The 16,156-nt window shown below is 71.4% G+C and carries 16 protein-coding genes; 11 read left to right on the top strand and 5 right to left on the bottom strand.

Features of this window, described 5'->3' with window-relative positions; translation table 11 throughout:
- Positions 1–332 precede the first annotated feature (332 nt).
- Positions 333–3,116: an aconitate hydratase gene (locus BCD48_RS36275; protein ID WP_071052939.1), complete on the top strand. Its 2,784-nt coding sequence runs from the start codon at positions 333–335 to the stop codon at positions 3,114–3,116.
- A gap of 129 nt (positions 3,117–3,245) precedes the next feature.
- Here the strand turns inward: BCD48_RS36275 and BCD48_RS36270 are convergent, their stop codons facing one another.
- Together BCD48_RS36270 and BCD48_RS36265 are read right to left on the bottom strand one after the other, a co-directional pair.
- Positions 3,246–4,016: a cyclase family protein gene (locus BCD48_RS36270; RefSeq protein WP_071052918.1), complete on the bottom strand. Its 771-nt coding sequence runs from the start codon at positions 4,014–4,016 to the stop codon at positions 3,246–3,248.
- 228 nt (positions 4,017–4,244) lie between these two features.
- On the bottom strand, positions 4,245–5,888 hold the full coding sequence (locus BCD48_RS36265) for a thiamine pyrophosphate-binding protein (RefSeq protein ID WP_071052917.1): 1,644 nt from the start codon (positions 5,886–5,888) through the stop codon (positions 4,245–4,247).
- A gap of 328 nt (positions 5,889–6,216) precedes the next feature.
- Here BCD48_RS36265 and BCD48_RS56960 point away from each other — a divergent pair, with 328 nt between their 5' ends.
- The 7 genes from BCD48_RS56960 to sigJ all read left to right on the top strand — a co-directional run bounded on the left by BCD48_RS56960 (position 6,217) and on the right by sigJ (position 12,109).
- Complete coding sequence (locus tag BCD48_RS56960; protein ID WP_312630164.1) at positions 6,217–6,372, top strand: hypothetical protein; 156 nt, start codon at positions 6,217–6,219, stop codon at positions 6,370–6,372.
- Positions 6,336–6,692 (top strand): type II toxin-antitoxin system RelE/ParE family toxin, encoded by a 357-nt coding sequence (locus BCD48_RS56955; protein WP_312630158.1) that lies wholly within the window; start codon positions 6,336–6,338, stop codon positions 6,690–6,692. Before BCD48_RS56960 ends, BCD48_RS56955 begins: the two co-directional genes overlap by 37 nt.
- Entirely contained in the window at positions 6,575–6,892 is a 318-nt protein-coding gene (locus tag BCD48_RS36255) for an XRE family transcriptional regulator (protein WP_241842268.1), read from the top strand. The genes BCD48_RS56955 and BCD48_RS36255 overlap by 118 nt, the downstream gene beginning before the upstream one ends.
- 13 nt (positions 6,893–6,905) lie before the next feature.
- Positions 6,906–7,196, top strand: a complete 291-nt coding sequence (locus tag BCD48_RS36250) for a hypothetical protein (RefSeq protein WP_071052914.1) — start codon at positions 6,906–6,908, stop codon at positions 7,194–7,196.
- A gap of 175 nt (positions 7,197–7,371) precedes the next feature.
- The gene (locus BCD48_RS36245) at positions 7,372–8,178 is read left to right on the top strand and encodes an inositol monophosphatase family protein (protein ID WP_071052913.1); all 807 of its coding nucleotides are present in this window, start codon (positions 7,372–7,374) and stop codon (positions 8,176–8,178) included.
- 144 nt (positions 8,179–8,322) lie between these two features.
- Positions 8,323–10,998, top strand: a complete 2,676-nt coding sequence (gene valS, locus BCD48_RS36240) for a valine--tRNA ligase (RefSeq protein ID WP_071052912.1) — start codon at positions 8,323–8,325, stop codon at positions 10,996–10,998.
- A 112-nt stretch (positions 10,999–11,110) separates the two neighbouring features.
- A complete protein-coding gene (gene sigJ / locus BCD48_RS36235; RefSeq protein ID WP_071052911.1) occupies positions 11,111–12,109 on the top strand; it encodes an RNA polymerase sigma factor SigJ in 999 nt (332 codons plus the stop codon).
- 381 nt (positions 12,110–12,490) lie between these two features.
- On the opposite strand, the gene BCD48_RS36230 is transcribed toward sigJ, so the two are convergent.
- The 3 genes from BCD48_RS36230 to dut all read right to left on the bottom strand — a co-directional run bounded on the left by BCD48_RS36230 (position 12,491) and on the right by dut (position 14,818).
- Entirely contained in the window at positions 12,491–13,009 is a 519-nt protein-coding gene (locus BCD48_RS36230) for a gamma carbonic anhydrase family protein (protein ID WP_083419735.1), read from the bottom strand.
- Between the two features lie 283 nt (positions 13,010–13,292).
- On the bottom strand, positions 13,293–14,021 hold the full coding sequence (locus BCD48_RS36225) for a DUF3710 domain-containing protein (protein WP_071052909.1): 729 nt from the start codon (positions 14,019–14,021) through the stop codon (positions 13,293–13,295).
- 143 nt (positions 14,022–14,164) lie between these two features.
- Complete coding sequence (gene dut, locus BCD48_RS36220; RefSeq protein ID WP_241842267.1) at positions 14,165–14,818, bottom strand: dUTP diphosphatase; 654 nt, start codon at positions 14,816–14,818, stop codon at positions 14,165–14,167.
- On the opposite strand from dut, the gene BCD48_RS51710 reads away from it, so the two are divergent.
- The 3 genes from BCD48_RS51710 to BCD48_RS36210 all read left to right on the top strand — a co-directional run bounded on the left by BCD48_RS51710 (position 14,817) and on the right by BCD48_RS36210 (position 16,076).
- On the top strand, positions 14,817–14,960 hold the full coding sequence (locus BCD48_RS51710; protein WP_157910604.1) for a hypothetical protein: 144 nt from the start codon (positions 14,817–14,819) through the stop codon (positions 14,958–14,960). The genes dut and BCD48_RS51710 overlap by 2 nt on opposite strands.
- 128 nt (positions 14,961–15,088) lie before the next feature.
- A complete protein-coding gene (locus BCD48_RS36215; RefSeq protein ID WP_071052937.1) occupies positions 15,089–15,397 on the top strand; it encodes a DUF4235 domain-containing protein in 309 nt (102 codons plus the stop codon).
- A 298-nt stretch (positions 15,398–15,695) separates the two neighbouring features.
- Positions 15,696–16,076, top strand: a complete 381-nt coding sequence (locus BCD48_RS36210; protein WP_071052908.1) for an OB-fold nucleic acid binding domain-containing protein — start codon at positions 15,696–15,698, stop codon at positions 16,074–16,076.
- Positions 16,077–16,156 lie beyond the last annotated feature (80 nt).

Genomic DNA, 16,156 nt, shown 5'->3' with positions numbered 1-16,156 from the left:
ACACCCGCTGATGGGGTGGGGCATGGCCACACCCAGCCGGACTGCGCCGGCACACCGGACCGGCGCGTCCGGCCCGTACTGTTTGCCCTGTCCGCGTTGTATGGTTAGCAAGGCTAAGTAACTCGACGGCGATGCGACCGTCACCGGGCCCGCTGCGCTGATATCGGCGAGGCGGGGAATGCCAGGATGGGCAACGAGGCCACCCGGCCGGTGCCCGGCCGCGACCGCGGCCAGGGTGTGGGCCGGGTGGCGCGCGGTGCGCCGGGTTGAACAGAACCCGGCGTGGTCGGCGCGACAGCGTGGTTCCGCGTGACATGGAGGAGACGACGGACATGGACAGCTTCGGCAGTACCGGACAGCTCGTGGTGGGGGAACGCACCTACACGATCAGGCGGCTGGACGCGGTGCCCGGTGCTGACCGCCTGCCCTACAGCCTGCGGGTACTCCTGGAGAACCTGCTGCGCACCGAGGACGGCGCGAACATCACCGCCGACCACGTACGGGCGCTGGCCAGCTGGGATCCGAGCGCCGAGCCGAGCCAGGAGATCCAGTTCACCCCCGCCCGGGTGATCATGCAGGACTTCACCGGCGTGCCCTGTGTCGTCGACCTCGCCGCCATGCGCGAGGCGATGGTGGCCCTCGGCGGTGACCCGGCGAAGATCAACCCGCTGGCCCCGGCGGAGCTGGTCATCGACCACTCGATCATCGCCGACCACTTCGGCCGCCCCGACGCGTTCGACCTGAACGCGTCACTGGAGTTCAACCGGAACCGGGAGCGCTACCAGTTCCTGCGCTGGGGCCAGGCCGCGTTCGACAACTTCACCGTCGTGCCGCCGAACACCGGCATCGTCCATCAGGTCAACCTGGAGCACCTCGCCCGCGTGGTCTTCACCAGGCAGACCCCTGAGGGCACCCTGGCCTACCCGGACACCCTCGTCGGCACCGACAGCCACACCACCATGATCAACGGTCTGGGTGTGCTGGGCTGGGGCGTCGGCGGCATCGAGGCAGAGGCCGCCATGCTCGGCCAGCCGGTCAGCATGCTGATCCCGACCGTCGTCGGCTTCAAGCTGACCGGCGAGCTGCCCGCCGGCACCACCGCCACCGACATGGTGCTGGTCATCACCGAGAAGCTGCGCAAGCACGGCGTCGTCGGCAGGTTCGTCGAGTTCTACGGCGAGGGCGTCTCCGCCGTCCCGCTGGCCAACCGGGCCACGATCGGCAACATGAGCCCCGAGTACGGCTCCACCTGCGCGATCTTCCCGGTCGACCAGGAGACGCTGAACTACCTGAAGCTCTCGGGCCGCCCGGCCGAGCTCATCGCGCTCGTCGAGGCGTACGCCAAGGAGCAGGGCCTCTGGCACGACCCGTCGCACGAGGCCAGCTATACGACCACCCTGGAGCTCGACCTGTCGACGGTCGAGCCGTCGCTCGCCGGCCCGAAGCGCCCGCAGGACCGGGTGCCGCTCGCCACCGCCAAGCCGAAGTTCCGCGCGGCGCTCGCCGACTACGCGGGGCCCGTCGCGCTCGCCCCCGGCGGCGCGGACGAGGCCGGCGACGAGTCGTTCCCCGCCTCCGACTCGCCGACCGCGATCGGCGACAAGCCGGGCGACGTCCCGGCGCACTCCAACGGGATCTCCGGTGACCTGGCGGGTCGCCCGTCCAACCCGACCGCGGTGACCCTGGCCGACGGCACGTCGTTCACCATCGACCACGGCGCGGTCGCGATCGCGGCGATCACGTCCTGCACCAACACCTCGAACCCGCAGGTCATGATCGGCGCCGCGCTGCTCGCCCGCAACGCCGTCGAGAAGGGCCTGACCCGCAAGCCGTGGGTCAAGACCACGCTCGCCCCCGGGTCCAAGGTCGTCATGGACTACTACGAGCGGGCCGGGCTCGTGCCGTACCTGGACAAGGTCGGCTTCAACCTGGTCGGCTACGGCTGCACCACCTGCATCGGCAACTCCGGCCCGCTGCAGGACGAGATCAGCGCCGGGATCGACGAGGGCGACCTCGCGGTCGTGTCGGTCCTGTCCGGCAACCGGAACTTCGAGGGCCGGATCAACCCGGACATCAAGATGAACTACCTGGCGTCCCCGCCGCTGGTCGTCGCCTACGCGCTGGCCGGCACGATGGACGTCGACCTCACCAACGACCCGCTGGGCACCGACCCCGACGGCAACCCGGTCTACCTGCGCGACATCTGGCCGACCGAGGCCGAGGTCGCCGCGGTCGTCGGCGAGGCGATCACGTCGGACATGTTCGAGCGGGACTACGCCGACCTGTCCGGCGACGAGCGGTGGCAGTCGCTTCCGGTCGGCGACGGCGGTGAGGTGTCCCAGACGTTCTCCTGGGCGCCCGACTCCACCTACGTCCGGCACCCTCCGTACTTCGAGGGCATGGCGCCGTCGCCGGCCCCGCGGACCGACATCGTCGGCGCCCGGGTGCTCGCGATGCTGGGCGACTCGGTCACCACCGACCACATCTCGCCCGCCGGCTCCATCAAGAAGGACTCGCCCGCCGGCCGTTACCTGACCGAGCACGGCGTCGCCCCCGGCGACTTCAACTCCTACGGCTCGCGCCGCGGCAACCACGAGGTCATGATCCGCGGCACGTTCGCCAACATCCGGCTGCGCAACCGACTCGCCCCCGGCACCGAGGGCGGCGTCACCCGCCACCTGCCGGACGGCGAGCAGCTGGCGATCTACGACGCGGCCCAGAAGTACGCCGCCGACGGCGTGCCGCTGGTCGTGCTGGCTGGCAAGGAGTACGGCTCCGGCTCGTCGCGTGACTGGGCGGCCAAGGGCACCGCGCTGCTGGGCGTCCGGGTCGTCATCGCCGAGAGCTACGAGCGGATCCACCGCTCGAACCTGATCGGCATGGGCGTGCTGCCGCTCCAGTTCCAGCCCGGCGACTCGGTCGAGTCCCTCGGCCTGACCGGCGAGGAGGTCTTCACCGTCACCGGCCTCGCCGAGATCAGCGAGAAGACCACGACCCTGACCGTCCAGGCCGGCGGCAAGACCTTCGACGCGGTCGTCCGCATCGACACCCCGGGGGAGGCGGACTACTACCGCCATGGCGGCATCCTCCCCTACGTCCTGCGCTCCCTGATCTGACGCGGACGGAGCGCGACGAGACGTAGCGCGAGAACGCGGAGAACGGTGAGGGGTCTGGGAGCGACGCTCCCAGGCCCCTTCGCCTGTCCGGTGTGAGTTCCTTGCCGAGGTGCTGGCAGCGCGGCTCAGTCAGGCCGGGATGACGGCGTAAGCGCGGGTGGGGGAGCCGGTGCCGCCGACGATCGGGAGTGGGGCGACGATCAGCAGCGCGCCCGTGGTCGGGAGCTTGTCGAGGTTCTGGAGCTGGGTGAGGCCGAACTTGTTGGCGCCCAGCAGGTGGTAGTGGACCGGGAAGACCGGGTCCAGGGTGCCGGCGCAGCCGGCGTCGATGCCGACGGTCTCGACGCCGAAGCCGGAGATGGGTGACATCGCGAGCCACTCGGCACCGGCCGCCGAGACGCCGGGGGTGTGCGGGCCGTTGTCGTCGGCGTTGAGGAAGGCGGCCGCGTCGGTCGAGTACTTCGACCAGCCGGTCCTGAAGAGCAGCCAGGCACCGTCAGGCAACGGGCCGTTGGCGGCCACCCAGGCATCCAGGTGCGTGGGCTCCAGCAGGAAGTCGGGGTTTTCCGCCGCCTCGGCCGTGAAGTCGAGGACGATCGCCGGGCCGAACAGGCGCGCCGGCGGGATCCGGTCGACCGAGAGACCGTCCCGGCCCGACGCCCAGTGGACCGGGGCGTCCAGGTGGGTGCCGGTGTGCTCGCCGGTGTGGATGTTGTTCCAGCCCCAGAACGGGCCAGCCTCGTCGAAATCGCTGATCTTCTCCAGCGACAGCGGGATGGTGTTCGCGAACGGCGCCGGCAGCCGCAGGATCGGCGTCTCGGGCGAGAGCGGCGCGGTCAGGTCGACGATCGTCACCTCCCCGGAGGCGAGGGCGGCGAGCAGGGCATCGACGACGGTCATGCACGAACCTTCCCGCGAGAGCCGGCCGCCGTGACGAGGAGCCAGCCCGCGCATCCTGTCAGCGGCTGTGGTCATGGGCTGTGGTGGTCATGGGCTTGTGGTGCCGACGGCGGGGTGCCCGGCCACCACAGGTGATGGGAGACCGCGGCGCCCACCAGGAGACCGGTGCGTATGAGGTCCCGGTGACACGGCTGACGGCCGCCTTGGCGGTGATCTACGGGTGGCAGCCTAGTGGCCGAACGCTTCCTGCAGCCACCACGAGGCCATCGGGACGATCTTGGCGTCGATCGCGAGTGGACCGCCCCGCTCCGCGAGCCATCCCTTGACCGCGTCGAGATCGCCCACCGTGCGGACCGTGACGCCCGCGCAGCCGTGGCCGCGCGCGATCGCCGCGATGTCGGTGTCGGGGAAGGTGACGTTGTCGAGCGGGGCGCCGTCGGTGAAGTGGTGCACCTCCGCGCCGTACGCCGAGTCGTTGTAGACGATCACGACCAGCGGCAGCTTCAGCCGCACGGCGGTGTCGAGCTCCGAGATCCCCATCATGAACCCGCCATCGCCCGTGCCCACAACCGGCAGCCGGTCCGGCCGGGCGATCGCGGCGCCGATCCCGGTGGCCAGGCCCAGCCCGATCGACTGGAATGCCTGGGTGAAGCAGAAACCGTTCTCGTCGGGAACGTCGAGGTACATCGACGGCCAGCCCATGAAGTTCCCCGAGTCGATCGAGACGACCCGCTCGGCCGGCAGCAGCCGGTTCAGCTCGATCGACAGCGTTCGGGGATCGATGAGCGTGCTGGTCGAGAGGTCGTCATACGGCACCCGTTCCCAGCGACGTTCGGCCGCGATCCGCGCGGCCAGCGCCTGGTCGCGGTAGCCAGGCTGTGAGGCCGGGCGTCCCTTGCGGAGGATGTCGATGATCCCGGCCACCTGGCTCGCGGTCTCCTGGACACCACCCCACAGCCCCAGATGGACGGGGCGGCTGCGCCCCAGCCGCGCGGCGTCGCTGTCGATCTGGACAACGGTCGCTTCCGGACCGATCAAGTTGCCGTGCCGCATCGTCCACATGTTCAGAGCGCATCCGAATCCGACGATCACGTCCGCCGCGTGGATCAGCTCGGCCGCGAGCGGCGAGGCGAAGCCACCCGAGACGTCGAGATCCCACGGGTTGCCGCGGAACAGCCCGCGCGCGACCGCGGAGGTGGCCAGCAGTGCGCCGGTCTGGTCGGCCAGCTCCCGGATCGCGGCCGCGGCCCTTGGCGAACGCGCGCCCCGGCCGGCGACGAAGACCGGCCGTCGCGCGTGGAGCAGCATCTCGGCCAGCTGGGCGGCGTCGCTCAGGTGCGCGACCGGCAGCTTCGCCGCGGCTGGCACGACAGGCGCTGGCCCGTCCGGCAGCTCGTCGTCCTGGACGTCGATCGGAATGCCCAGCACGACCGTCCTGCCCAGGTTGCGCGCCGTCGCGTAGGCCCGGGCCACATCCGCGAGCGCGGACCGCGGCGAACGTACCCGGATCGGAACCGCTCCGACCGCCGCCGCCATCGCCGCCTGGTCGACGAAGAAGTTGGACCGCTCGTCGGTCGCCTCGGGCGCGAGGACGAGCAGTGGCGTCGCGCTCTTCGCCGCCTCGGCGAGCCCGGTCATCGCGTTCGTGAACCCGGGACCCTGGTGGACGGACAGCACGCCGACCTCGCCGGACATCCGGGCGTACCCGTCCGCCATGCAGACCGCCCCGCCCTCATGCCGCGCCGCGACGAACCGCGCCCCGGCCGCTGTGAGGGCGTTGACGACGTGGAAGTTCCCGCTGCCGACGACTCCGAACACGACCGGTATCGCCTGCTCGCCGAGAAACCGGCCGATTGCCTCGCGCACCAACATCAGCAGTTCTCCAGGGTGCTTCAGGGATGTACGACAAGGATTCTCCGGTGCCGTTCCAATCGGCTCGGGCGTGCTCGCAGGACTGGCCCCGGCGGCCTGGACCAGCCTTCGGGTTGATCTCTGGGAGTGGCGCACGAAGAGCGGTCAAAATAGGGCATAAAGGACCACTCCAATGCCACATTCTCCGCATTTGCCCTGGGCATGATCGGTTCTGCGGCGCAGGGGCCCTGTCGGAGGTGGACCTCCTCGCCTCATCGCCGCATCCGGGGAAGATCGCACGGTAGAACGCTGAGGTCATATGATGGGTGCGAGGTGGTCCGTCCTCCTGGTGGACGAGATGCACGAGTGGTTCGTGCGGCTCGCGTGGTCCGACCCCGTGTCGGCCGATCTGGTTGCCGCCGCGATCAATCAACTCGAGGCGGACGGGCCGACCTGGGCCGCCCGTTTGTGGACCGGATCGGCGGATCGAAGATTCACAACCTGAAGGAGTTGCGCCCGGCGTCGAGCGGCCACACCGAGGTGCGCATCCTGTTCGTCTTCGACTACGCCCGGCGCGCGGTGTTGCTTGTAGGCGGCGACAAGGCCGGCATGTGGAACCGCTGGTACGACCTGAACATCCCGGTGGCGGAGGAGCGGTACCGGCGCTGGTGCGATGGCGAGTACGACACGGAAAGGAAGTGGCGGACATGGCGAAGGAGTGGGCGGAGGTCCGGTCCGAACTGGTCGCGTCCGGGCTCCTCGACGAGGCCAGGATTGCCGCGTTCCAGGCCAACATGCGAGCTGAGGCGCGTGCGCACCGCCTAGCGGAGATCCGGCAGGCATACGGGCTCGACCAGAGCACGCTGGCCGAGCGGCTCGGGATCTCGCAGTCCCGGATCTCTCGCATCGAACGGGGCGATCTCGATCACTCGGAGATCGCGACGATCCGCAGCTACCTGGCAGCCCTCGGCGGTGAGGTCGAGATCATCGCCAAGTTCGGCGACGAGCGCATCACGATCGGGTAGAAGGTCGACTGCGATGGAAACCGGGGGCTCGGAACAAACCGAGGAATTGGACGACGCTGGACGGCGTGCCGAGGTGCGGGTGCGACAGGCACTGATGGACCGTGTACTCGACGACGCACTCTCCCGTCATGCGGAGGCGCTACGCCGTCTCGGGGAGGGCGACGACGAGCGGCCGGCATGTCCGCGCACATTCGTGGCTACGGGTCCGGTGCAGGCGAGGTGGGCGGACGAGCTACATATCGACGCTGACCGTTTCTTCGGTGATCTGGACGCCGTTGTCGACCCTGATGTCGTGAGCGAGTGAGCACGCCCGCATCGGTGATCGTCGTCGCGAGTCGTGGGTGGGACGACTCACAGGAGTCATGAGACGGAGTCGGGATGGTTGCTCGGGTGGGTTGGCAGGATGGCCGCGTGAGGACGTGGGCGTGGGTGCCCCCGATGGTTGCTGTCTGTTATTGAGTGGAATGAGGTGCGGCGGGATGGCTGACCGGGCGAGTGCGGAGGAGCTGCTGGCGCTGGCCCTGGACGTCGCCGCTGAGGCGGGGGACCTGCTGGTGCGGGGGCGGGCGGGGACCGTGGCGGCGGAGTCGACGAAGTCGTCGCCGACGGATGTCGTGACGGCGCTGGACCGGGCCTCCGAGGAACTGGTCGCCAGGCGGCTGCGCGAGGCGCGGCCCGGGGACGGGATCCTCGGCGAGGAGGGCTCGGACGCGGCCGGGACCAGCGGGGTGCGCTGGATCGTCGACCCGATCGACGGGACCGTCAACTTCCTCTACAACCTGCCGAACTGGGCCGTCTCCATCGGCGTCGAGGTGGACGGTGAGGTCGTCGCCGGGGTTGTGCACGCGCCGGCGCTGGGCCGGACCTACACGGCGCTGCGTGGCGGGGGAGCGGCGCAGGGCGGGCAACCGCTGCGCGTCTCGGGAGTGACGAGCCTCGAGATGGCGCTCGTCGCCACCGGTTTCGGCTACACGGTCCAGCGGCGCACGGCGCAGGTCGCCGTGCTGACCAGGGTGGCGCCTCGGGTGCGCGACATCCGCCGGATGGGCGCCGCCTCGCTGGACCTGTGCGCCGTCGCGGCCGGCACGCTCGACGCCTACTACGAGCGCGGCCTGAAGCCTTGGGACCACGCCGCGGGCGGCCTGATCGCCACGGAGGCCGGAGCCATTGCCGGCGGCCTGGATGGCGCGCCCGGCGGCGAGGACCTCTACCTCGCCGCCCCACCGGCGATCTTCACCGCGCTGGCCGCCCTGCTCGCCGAAGACCCCCGCGCCGACCGCGACTAGGCCCGGCCTACCAGGTCGAGGACGATTGCCAAGGCAGGTGAAATTGGGGTCGGCACGCCGGACCTGAACCCAGTTTCACCTGCCTTGACGCGGGCAGGCGCCGGCCTCGGATAACCGTTTGGCGATCACCCATAGGATGGAAGGGTGGTGTCAACAGACGATGCCCAGGGCACGGCGGCGGCCTCGATCGAGGCGGCGCAGCCGGCGACCCGGGCGATTCCAGCGAAGCCGAGTCTCGACGGGGTCGAGGAGCGTTGGTCCGCGGTATGGCAGGACCAGCAGACGTACCGGTTCGACCGCACGGTCGAGCGCGCGCGCGTCTACTCGATCGACACTCCGCCGCCGACCGTAAGCGGCTCGCTGCACGTCGGCCACGTCTTCTCCTACACGCACACCGACCTGATCGCCCGTTACCAGCGGATGCGCGGCTTTGAGGTCTTCTACCCGATGGGGTTCGACGACAACGGCCTGCCGACCGAGCGGCGGGTGCAGAACTACTTCGGCGTGCGCTGCGACCCGTCCGTCCAGTACGACCCGGAGTTCACCCCGCCGGCCAAGCCGGGCAAGGAGCAGATCCCGATCAGCCGGCGTAACTTCGTCGAGCTGTGCGAGGAGCTGACTCTCGAGGACGAGAAGGGCTTCGAGGAGCTCTGGCGTCGCCTCGGCCTGTCTGTCGACTGGACGCAGACCTACGCGACGATCGACACCCGCTCGCGCGCCGTCGCCCAGCGGGCGTTCCTGCGCAACTACGCGCGCGGCAACGCCTACCTGGCCGAGGCGCCGACGCTGTGGGACGTCACGTTCCGCACCGCCGTGGCCCAGGCCGAGCTGGAGGACCGGGAGCGCCCCGGCGCGTACTACACGATCGGCTTCCCCCGGTCGTCCGGCGACGGCGAAGTGATCATCGAGACGACCAGGCCCGAGCTGCTGCCGGCCTGTGTCGCGCTGGTCGCGCACCCGGAAGACGAGCGTTACCAGCCGCTGTTCGGCAAGACCGTGCGCACGCCGCTGTTCGGCGTCGAGGTGCCGGTCGTCGCGCACCGGCTCGCGGCCCCGGACAAGGGCTCCGGCATCGCGATGATCTGTACGTTCGGTGACCTCACCGACGTGATCTGGTGGCGCGAGCTGAGCCTGCCCGCCCGCGCCGTCATCGGCCGCGACGGCCGGCTGCTGGCCGACCCGCCGGCCGCGATCGACAGCGACGCCGGCCGGGCGGCCTACGCGGAGCTCGCGAGCAAGACCGTGCACGCCGCCAAGACCAGGATCGTCGAGCTGCTCAGGGAGTCCGGCGCGCTGAAGGGCGAGCCGAGGTCGATCGAGCACCCGGTGAAGTTCTACGAGAAGGGTGACCGGCCGCTGGAGATCGTCTCCACCCGGCAGTGGTACCTGCGCAACGGTGGCCGCGACGAGGAGCTGCGCGCCGAGCTGCGCGCGCGCGGCGCCCAGCTCAACTGGCACCCGCCGCACATGCGGGTCCGCTACGAGAACTGGGTCGACGGCCTCAACGGCGACTGGCTGATCTCCCGGCAGCGCTTCTTCGGCGTGCCGTTCCCGGTCTGGTACGAGCTGGACGAGGACGGTGAGCCTCGCTATGAGTCGCCCATCCTCGCCGCCGAGGACAGCCTGCCTCTCGACCCGTCGACGGACGCCCCGCCCGGCTATACCGCCGCCCAGCGTGACGTGCCCGGTGGTTTCACCGGCGACCCCGACGTCATGGACACCTGGGCGACCTCGTCGCTGACGCCGCAGATCGCGGGCGGCTGGAGCTACGACGAGGACCTTTTCGCGCGGGTGTTCCCGATGGATCTGCGCCCGCAGGCCCACGAGATCATCCGGACCTGGCTGTTCTCGACCGTGGTGCGCAGCCACGAGGAGCACGGCGCGCTGCCCTGGTCGGACGCGGCGATCTCCGGCTGGATCCTGGACCCCGACCGCAAGAAGATGTCCAAGTCCAAGGGCAACGTCGTCACTCCGATGGGACTGCTCAAGGAACACGGCTCGGACGGGGTCCGCTACTGGGCGGCCTCCGGCCGGCCGGGGACGGACACGGCGTTCGACGTCGGCCAGATGAAGATCGGCCGCCGGCTGGCGATCAAGATTCTCAACGCGAGCCGGTTCGCGCTGGGCATCGTGGGCGGCGAGGGCGACACCGTGTTGCCGGCGGGCATCGCGACCGGGGACGCGGCCGACGAGGCGACGCTGGCCGCGGTGACCGAGCCGCTGGACCGGGCGCTGCTCGCGAGCCTCGCTGACGTCGTCGACCAGGCGACCGCCGCGTTCGACGGCTACGACTACGCCCGCGCGCTCGAGGTCACCGAGTCGTTCTTCTGGACGTTCTGCGACGACTACGTCGAGCTGGTGAAGGGCCGCGCCTACGGCGGCGCCGGGGAGACGGGCGCGGCCTCGGCGCGGGCGACGCTCGCGGTGGCGCTCTCGACGCTGCTGCGGCTGTTCGCGCCGTTCCTGCCGTTCGTCACCGAGGAGGTCTGGTCCTGGTGGCAGGCCGGCTCGGTGCACCGGGCGCGCTGGCCGGAGGCGCCCCAGCTGCGCAAGCTCGCCGAGGCGGCGCCGGCGCGCCAGCTCGAGGTCGTCGGGGTGGTCCTCTCCGCGGTGCGCCGCGCCAAGTCGGAGGCCAAGGTGTCGATGAAGGCCGAGGTCGCCTCGGCCAGGATCACCGCGGAGCCCGACGTGCTGGCCCTGCTGGAACCGGTCGGCGCCGACCTGCGCAACGCCGGCAGCATCGCCGACCTGACCCTCGCGGCGGGCACCAGCGAGATCACCGTCACCGTGGAGCTCGCCCCCAGGCCCGCGGCCGTCTGACCGATCGCTGGGGCTGGCCGGCTGGTGACGGGGGCGCTGCGCGCCCCCGTCACATCGCGGGCGGGTATCTCGTCCTCCTCTCGACGCAGAAGCACTGAGTTGCGGAGAGACGATGAAGATCTTCGATGCCGGAGCGGCCGAGGGCCGGGCCGCGGAGCTCGCGGCCGCGTTCGAGGCGGAACGCGGCTACCTGCGCGGCCTCGCCTACCGGATCCTCGGCTCGTTCGCCGACGCGGAGGACGTCGTCCAGGAGGCCTGGCTACGCCTGGCCCGCGCCGACGTCGAGCCCGACGACCTGCGGGCGTGGCTGACCGTCGTCGTCGGCCGGCTCTGCCTGGACGAGCTGCGCTCGGCGCGCGCCCGCCGGGAGTCGTACATCGGCCCGTGGCTGCCCGAGCCGCTGGCCGAGGTCGGCGGCCTCGACGCGGTCGCGGTGTACGCGGCCGGGACGGCGGGGGCCGTGGGGGCGGCGGCCCAGCGGGCGGCCGCCGCGTCGCTGCCTGACCCCGCGGCGGACCGGGTGACGCTCGCCGAGTCGGTGAGCATGGCGATGCTCGTCGTGATGGAGACTCTCACCCCGGCCGAACGGACCGCGCTCGTGCTGCACGACGTCTTCGGCTACGGGTTCGACGAGGTCGCTGAGATCACCGGCCGCACCCCCGCGGCCTCCCGCCAGCTCGCGAGCCGCGCCCGCCGCCACGTCCGCTCCCGCGGCGCCAGGTTCGACCCGGACCCGGCCCACGGCTGGCGGGTCGCGGAGGCCTTCCAGCGGGCGGCGGACGGTGGCGACCTGGCCGCCCTGGTCGAGCTGCTCGACCCGGACGTCGTGCTGCGATCCGACGGCGGCGGGGTGGCCCAGGCGGCGCGGCGGCCGATCGTCGGCGCGGAGAAGGTCGCGCGGTTCCTGCTGGGCATCCTCGTGAAGGCGGCGCGGGATCCGGCCGGCGCGCGGATGATCGTGCCCGCCGAGGTCAACGGCGGCCCCGGCTTCCTGGGCTATCTCGGCGGCGAGCTGACCGACGTGGTCGCCCTGACCACCGCGAACGGCCGCGTGCGGGCCATCGACCTGGTCGCCAACCCCGCCAAGCTGCACCACCTGCGCGGCACCTGAGCCCAGACGTTGCCTGAGCGGGCTAGTGACTTGTCTACACAGCCCAGCCACAGTTCGTGACGGCGCATCAGCGCTGTGTCGACTCGGCCACCTCGCCGACCCAGACCAGGCTCTACCACCGCCATGTGCCAGGGGCCCGGAACCAGGCTGGGAGCAGGGTCCCTGCCGGATCGGCGACAGGGTCCCCGCCGGATCGGCGGACGGGGTCCCTGCCGGATCGGCGAAGCCGATCTGGGAGGTCGTGATCTGGGAGGTAAGCGATCTGGGAGGTCAGGCTCAGCGCCCGCGGACCTCCCAGATCGACTCCGCAAGCTCCGTCGATCCGGCAGGGACCCCGGGCGGCGCCCGGGTGCGGGCGCGGAGCGTCCGGCACGGGATGTCTCAGTCGAGGCGGCGCAGCTCCTCGCGGAAGCGCTTGCCGTTCTCCACGTAGTGCTCGGCGGCGATGGCGATGCCCGCGGCGTTGGCGGCACCTTCGCGGATCTTGGCGGGGACGCCGAGAGCCATCGCGCCAGGCGGGACAATGCCGTTGTTGCTGACGACCGCGTTGGCGCCGACGATCGCGCCGGAGCCCACTCGGGCGTTGTGCAGCACGATCGAGCCGGAGCCGATGAGTGCCCCGTTCTCGACGGTGCAGCCCTCCAGGTGGGCGACGTGGCCGACCACGCAGTCGTCGCCGACGACCGTGCTGTGCAGGGCGGTGGTGTGCACGACCGTGCCGTCCTGGATCGACGTGCGGGCGCCGATAATGATCTTACCGGTGTCGCCTCGCAGCACCGCCCGCGGCCAGATCGATGACTCAGGGCCGATCGTCACTGACCCGATAACGGTCGCGTCCGGATGGACATACGCCGAAGGGTCGATGTCGGGAACCTGGTCCCCGAGCGCGTAGATGGCCAACTCTGCCTCCGAGGACATGAGCGCCCGCGGCCGCGCGTTCGCGTGCCCGGCACGAATGTGACAGTGGGTGTGACAGCGGACCGCCACGTCCGGCGTCCCCAGCCATCTTGGCGCCTACCCGTTTTCGGACGCCCCTGAAAATGACGCGCGACGCTTTCCGCCGCCCAGCAGGGCGTGAAGCGCCGCCGGCGGAAGGGTCGCCGACGGCTGGACAGCGGTGCGTACCACTCAGGGAGCCCCTTCCCGGGCTGCCAGGAACTCACCGGTGAGCTCGCCGGTCAGGTCAACGGAGCTCGGCGATGCGGGCGCCGGGAGTGGGCATCTGCGGGCGGCCGGAGGTCGCGTCGGTGCCGGTACCGTCGTCGTCGTCGCCCAGACCCTCGACGTGGTCGGCGACCTCCTTGGGCAGCTTGAGCGGCAGGGGGTCGCGGACCGGCATCGCGTCGTCGCCGCGGACGACCACCAGCTGGCGCAGCGTCTCCTCCAGCAGCGGTGCCCGGGACGGGTCGAGCGCGCCGGGGCCGGTCATCACGGCGCGCACGAACCAGCGCGGCCCGTCGATCCCGATCATCCGGCCGGGGACCAGCTGGCCGGGCACCGGTGTCGGCAGCGCGAGCTCCAGCTCGCGGCCGTAGCGGCCGTCGACCGTGTGCGGCGAGCCGCCGTTCGCCTGCAGCTGCTCGATGATCTCGGCACGGACGTCATCCCACAGGCCCCGGGTCTTCGGGGCGGCGAAGACGGCCAGCTCCATGGCGCTGTGGCCGTCGGCGACGACCACGCTCATCGGCCGGCCCGACGTCTCCTCGACCTGGAACTGGATCTGCGCACCCTCCAGCGCGGGCACCCGCAGGGCCCCGACGTCGAGGCGGTGGATGTCGTCACGCGGGGCGTCGTCGACGTCGTAGGGTCCCCGCGGGTTGTCGACCGCGCCGGCGTGCTCCTCGGGCTCCGGCTCCTCGTCGATGAAATCGGCCTCGTCGGCCTCCTGCCTGCGACGGCGCCCGAATGCCATGGCCTTCCCTCTCCTGCCTTCTCACCGAGCCAGTCCCGCTCGGCTCAACGAGCGATCACCCCGAATGGGTCCCGCCCCGGGCGGTCCCCGGGCCGGTTGACGAATCTCCGTGTCGTCGGCCCTGGTGCTCCCCCAGGGATCCGCTAGCGCGGATCTCTGGGGACCCCGGCGCGGCCGAGGCCGCCCCCGGGGACGCCCGTCGAGCCGAAGCCGCCGTCGCCGCGCCCCGAGGCCGGCAGCTCGTCGACCTCGCGGAAGACCGCGTGCTCCACGCGCTGCACGACGAGCTGGGCGATCCGGTCGCCGCGGGACAACCGGATCGGCTCGGTCCTGTCCGTGTTGATGAGGATCACTTTGATCTCCCCACGGTAGCCGGCATCGACGGTACCGGGTGCATTGACCACGGAGAGCCCATGCCGCGCGGCCAGCCCGCTGCGCGGGTGCACAAAGGCTGCATACCCAGCCGGCAGCGCGATGGCGAGCCCGGTTCCGACGATCGCGCGCTCACCGGGGGCCAGTGTGACGTCCTGCGCCGTGACCAGGTCCGCGCCGGCGTCCAGGGGCTGGGCGTACCAGGGCAGCGGCAGCTCCGGGTCAAGCCTGCGCGCCAGCACCTCCACCGACGCGCGCCCTGCCTCGGTCCCAGGTCCCGGCAGGGGCGCCGCGACGCGGGGCGCCAAGCCCGCGGGGAGGGCCGGTAGGCCCGCGGGGGCGGCCGGTAGGCCCGCGGCGACGGCATCGTCGGCCACGGCGTCGCTGGTCGCGGCCTCGGCTGCCGTCGGATCGAGGGCGGTCATGGCGGCTCTCCTTCTGATCGGCCTGATCGGCCTGGTCAACGGGCGGGTGCCGACATGCGCGCGCCAGCCGCTGGTGGCGCGGCCGGCGGGACCCGCCGGCCAGGGACGATACTGGCTGCGCACACCATCACTGGGTGGGTAGGTAGGGCAACGGCGGCGTGCGCGGACGGCGCCACACCGACGGTGGGACGCGGAGACGACATCCGCGCGGACAGGGCACGAACGACCGGCGCCGAACACACGAGCGTCGAGAACACGGAGAGGTGCACGGTGGCGGGACCGGTATCCAAGGTCGGCTGGAAGATCGTCGGGGGAGCGGCCACCGTGGCGGGCGGCACGGCGGCCACCAAGAGCGTCAACGCCGTCTACCGGAAGGTACGCGGCGGCGAGCCGCCCAAGAACCTGGCACACCCGGACACGACCTGGCGGGAGGCGATGTTCTTCGCGCTGCTGTCGGCGGTCGCCGTCGCGCTCGGCCGGCTCGCGGCCGAGCGGGTCGTCGCCACCGGCTGGACACGCGTGACCGGCGGGCTGCCGCCGGGCATGGAGAGCAAGGAGGCGGTCGCGTCGACCGATTGAGGTCGACCGACTGAGACAGGGCCACGGCGCCGGCCTGGAACATGGGCCGGCGCGCGGTGCGGGCCCGCCCCCGGTTCCTGTTCGCGGGGGCGGTTCCGCCGGTGGCGGTTGGCGCCTCCCGACGCTGTCGGGGCGTCAATCGGGCGACCGACAGCGAGAGGACGGAGATCGAGGTCACAAAACCTACGGCCCGACCCCCTTTGCCGGGGCACACTGCCTTTCAGGGGTGTTTCAAGCCGATGTCCACTGACTCGGCGAGAAGCGCGGCCTGACATCGGTGGGTCAGATCGGAGGAGTCGTGGCTGAACGAGGCGGCTGGTGGGGCAAGGTGGTGCACCGGCTGACGGCCGACGACGACGAGCTCGAGGCGGAAGACCTGCAGCGGGCGGCCCGCGCCGAGGGTGCGGTCCCGATCGGGGGCTGCCAGGACCATGAGGCCGCCTGCGTGGCCGGCACCGTCCGGTCGGTCACCGTGCGCACGCGGTCCGGTGCGCCGAGCCTCGAGGTCGAGGTGTACGACGGCAGTGGCTGCGTGACGCTCGTGTTCCTGGGTCGTCGCCAGATTCCCGGTCTGGACGCCGGCCGGTCGTTGAAGGCGACCGGCCGGATCAGCCGGGACGACCGGCGGACGACGATCTTCAACCCTCGTTACGAGCTGCTCCCGGCAGCCAGCCACTGAGCAGCCACTGAGTAGTCATCGAGGCGCCACCGCCACACCTGGTGCCGGCCTCGCCGTCGGCGGGGACGCACGCCGGGACG

It is taken from the genome of Pseudofrankia coriaricola (assembly GCF_001854805.1).
Classification (GTDB): Bacteria; Actinomycetota; Actinomycetes; order Frankiales; family Frankiaceae; genus Pseudofrankia.
Note: the sequence above shows the minus strand (reverse complement) of the source record. Positions and strands in the feature narration are given on the sequence as shown.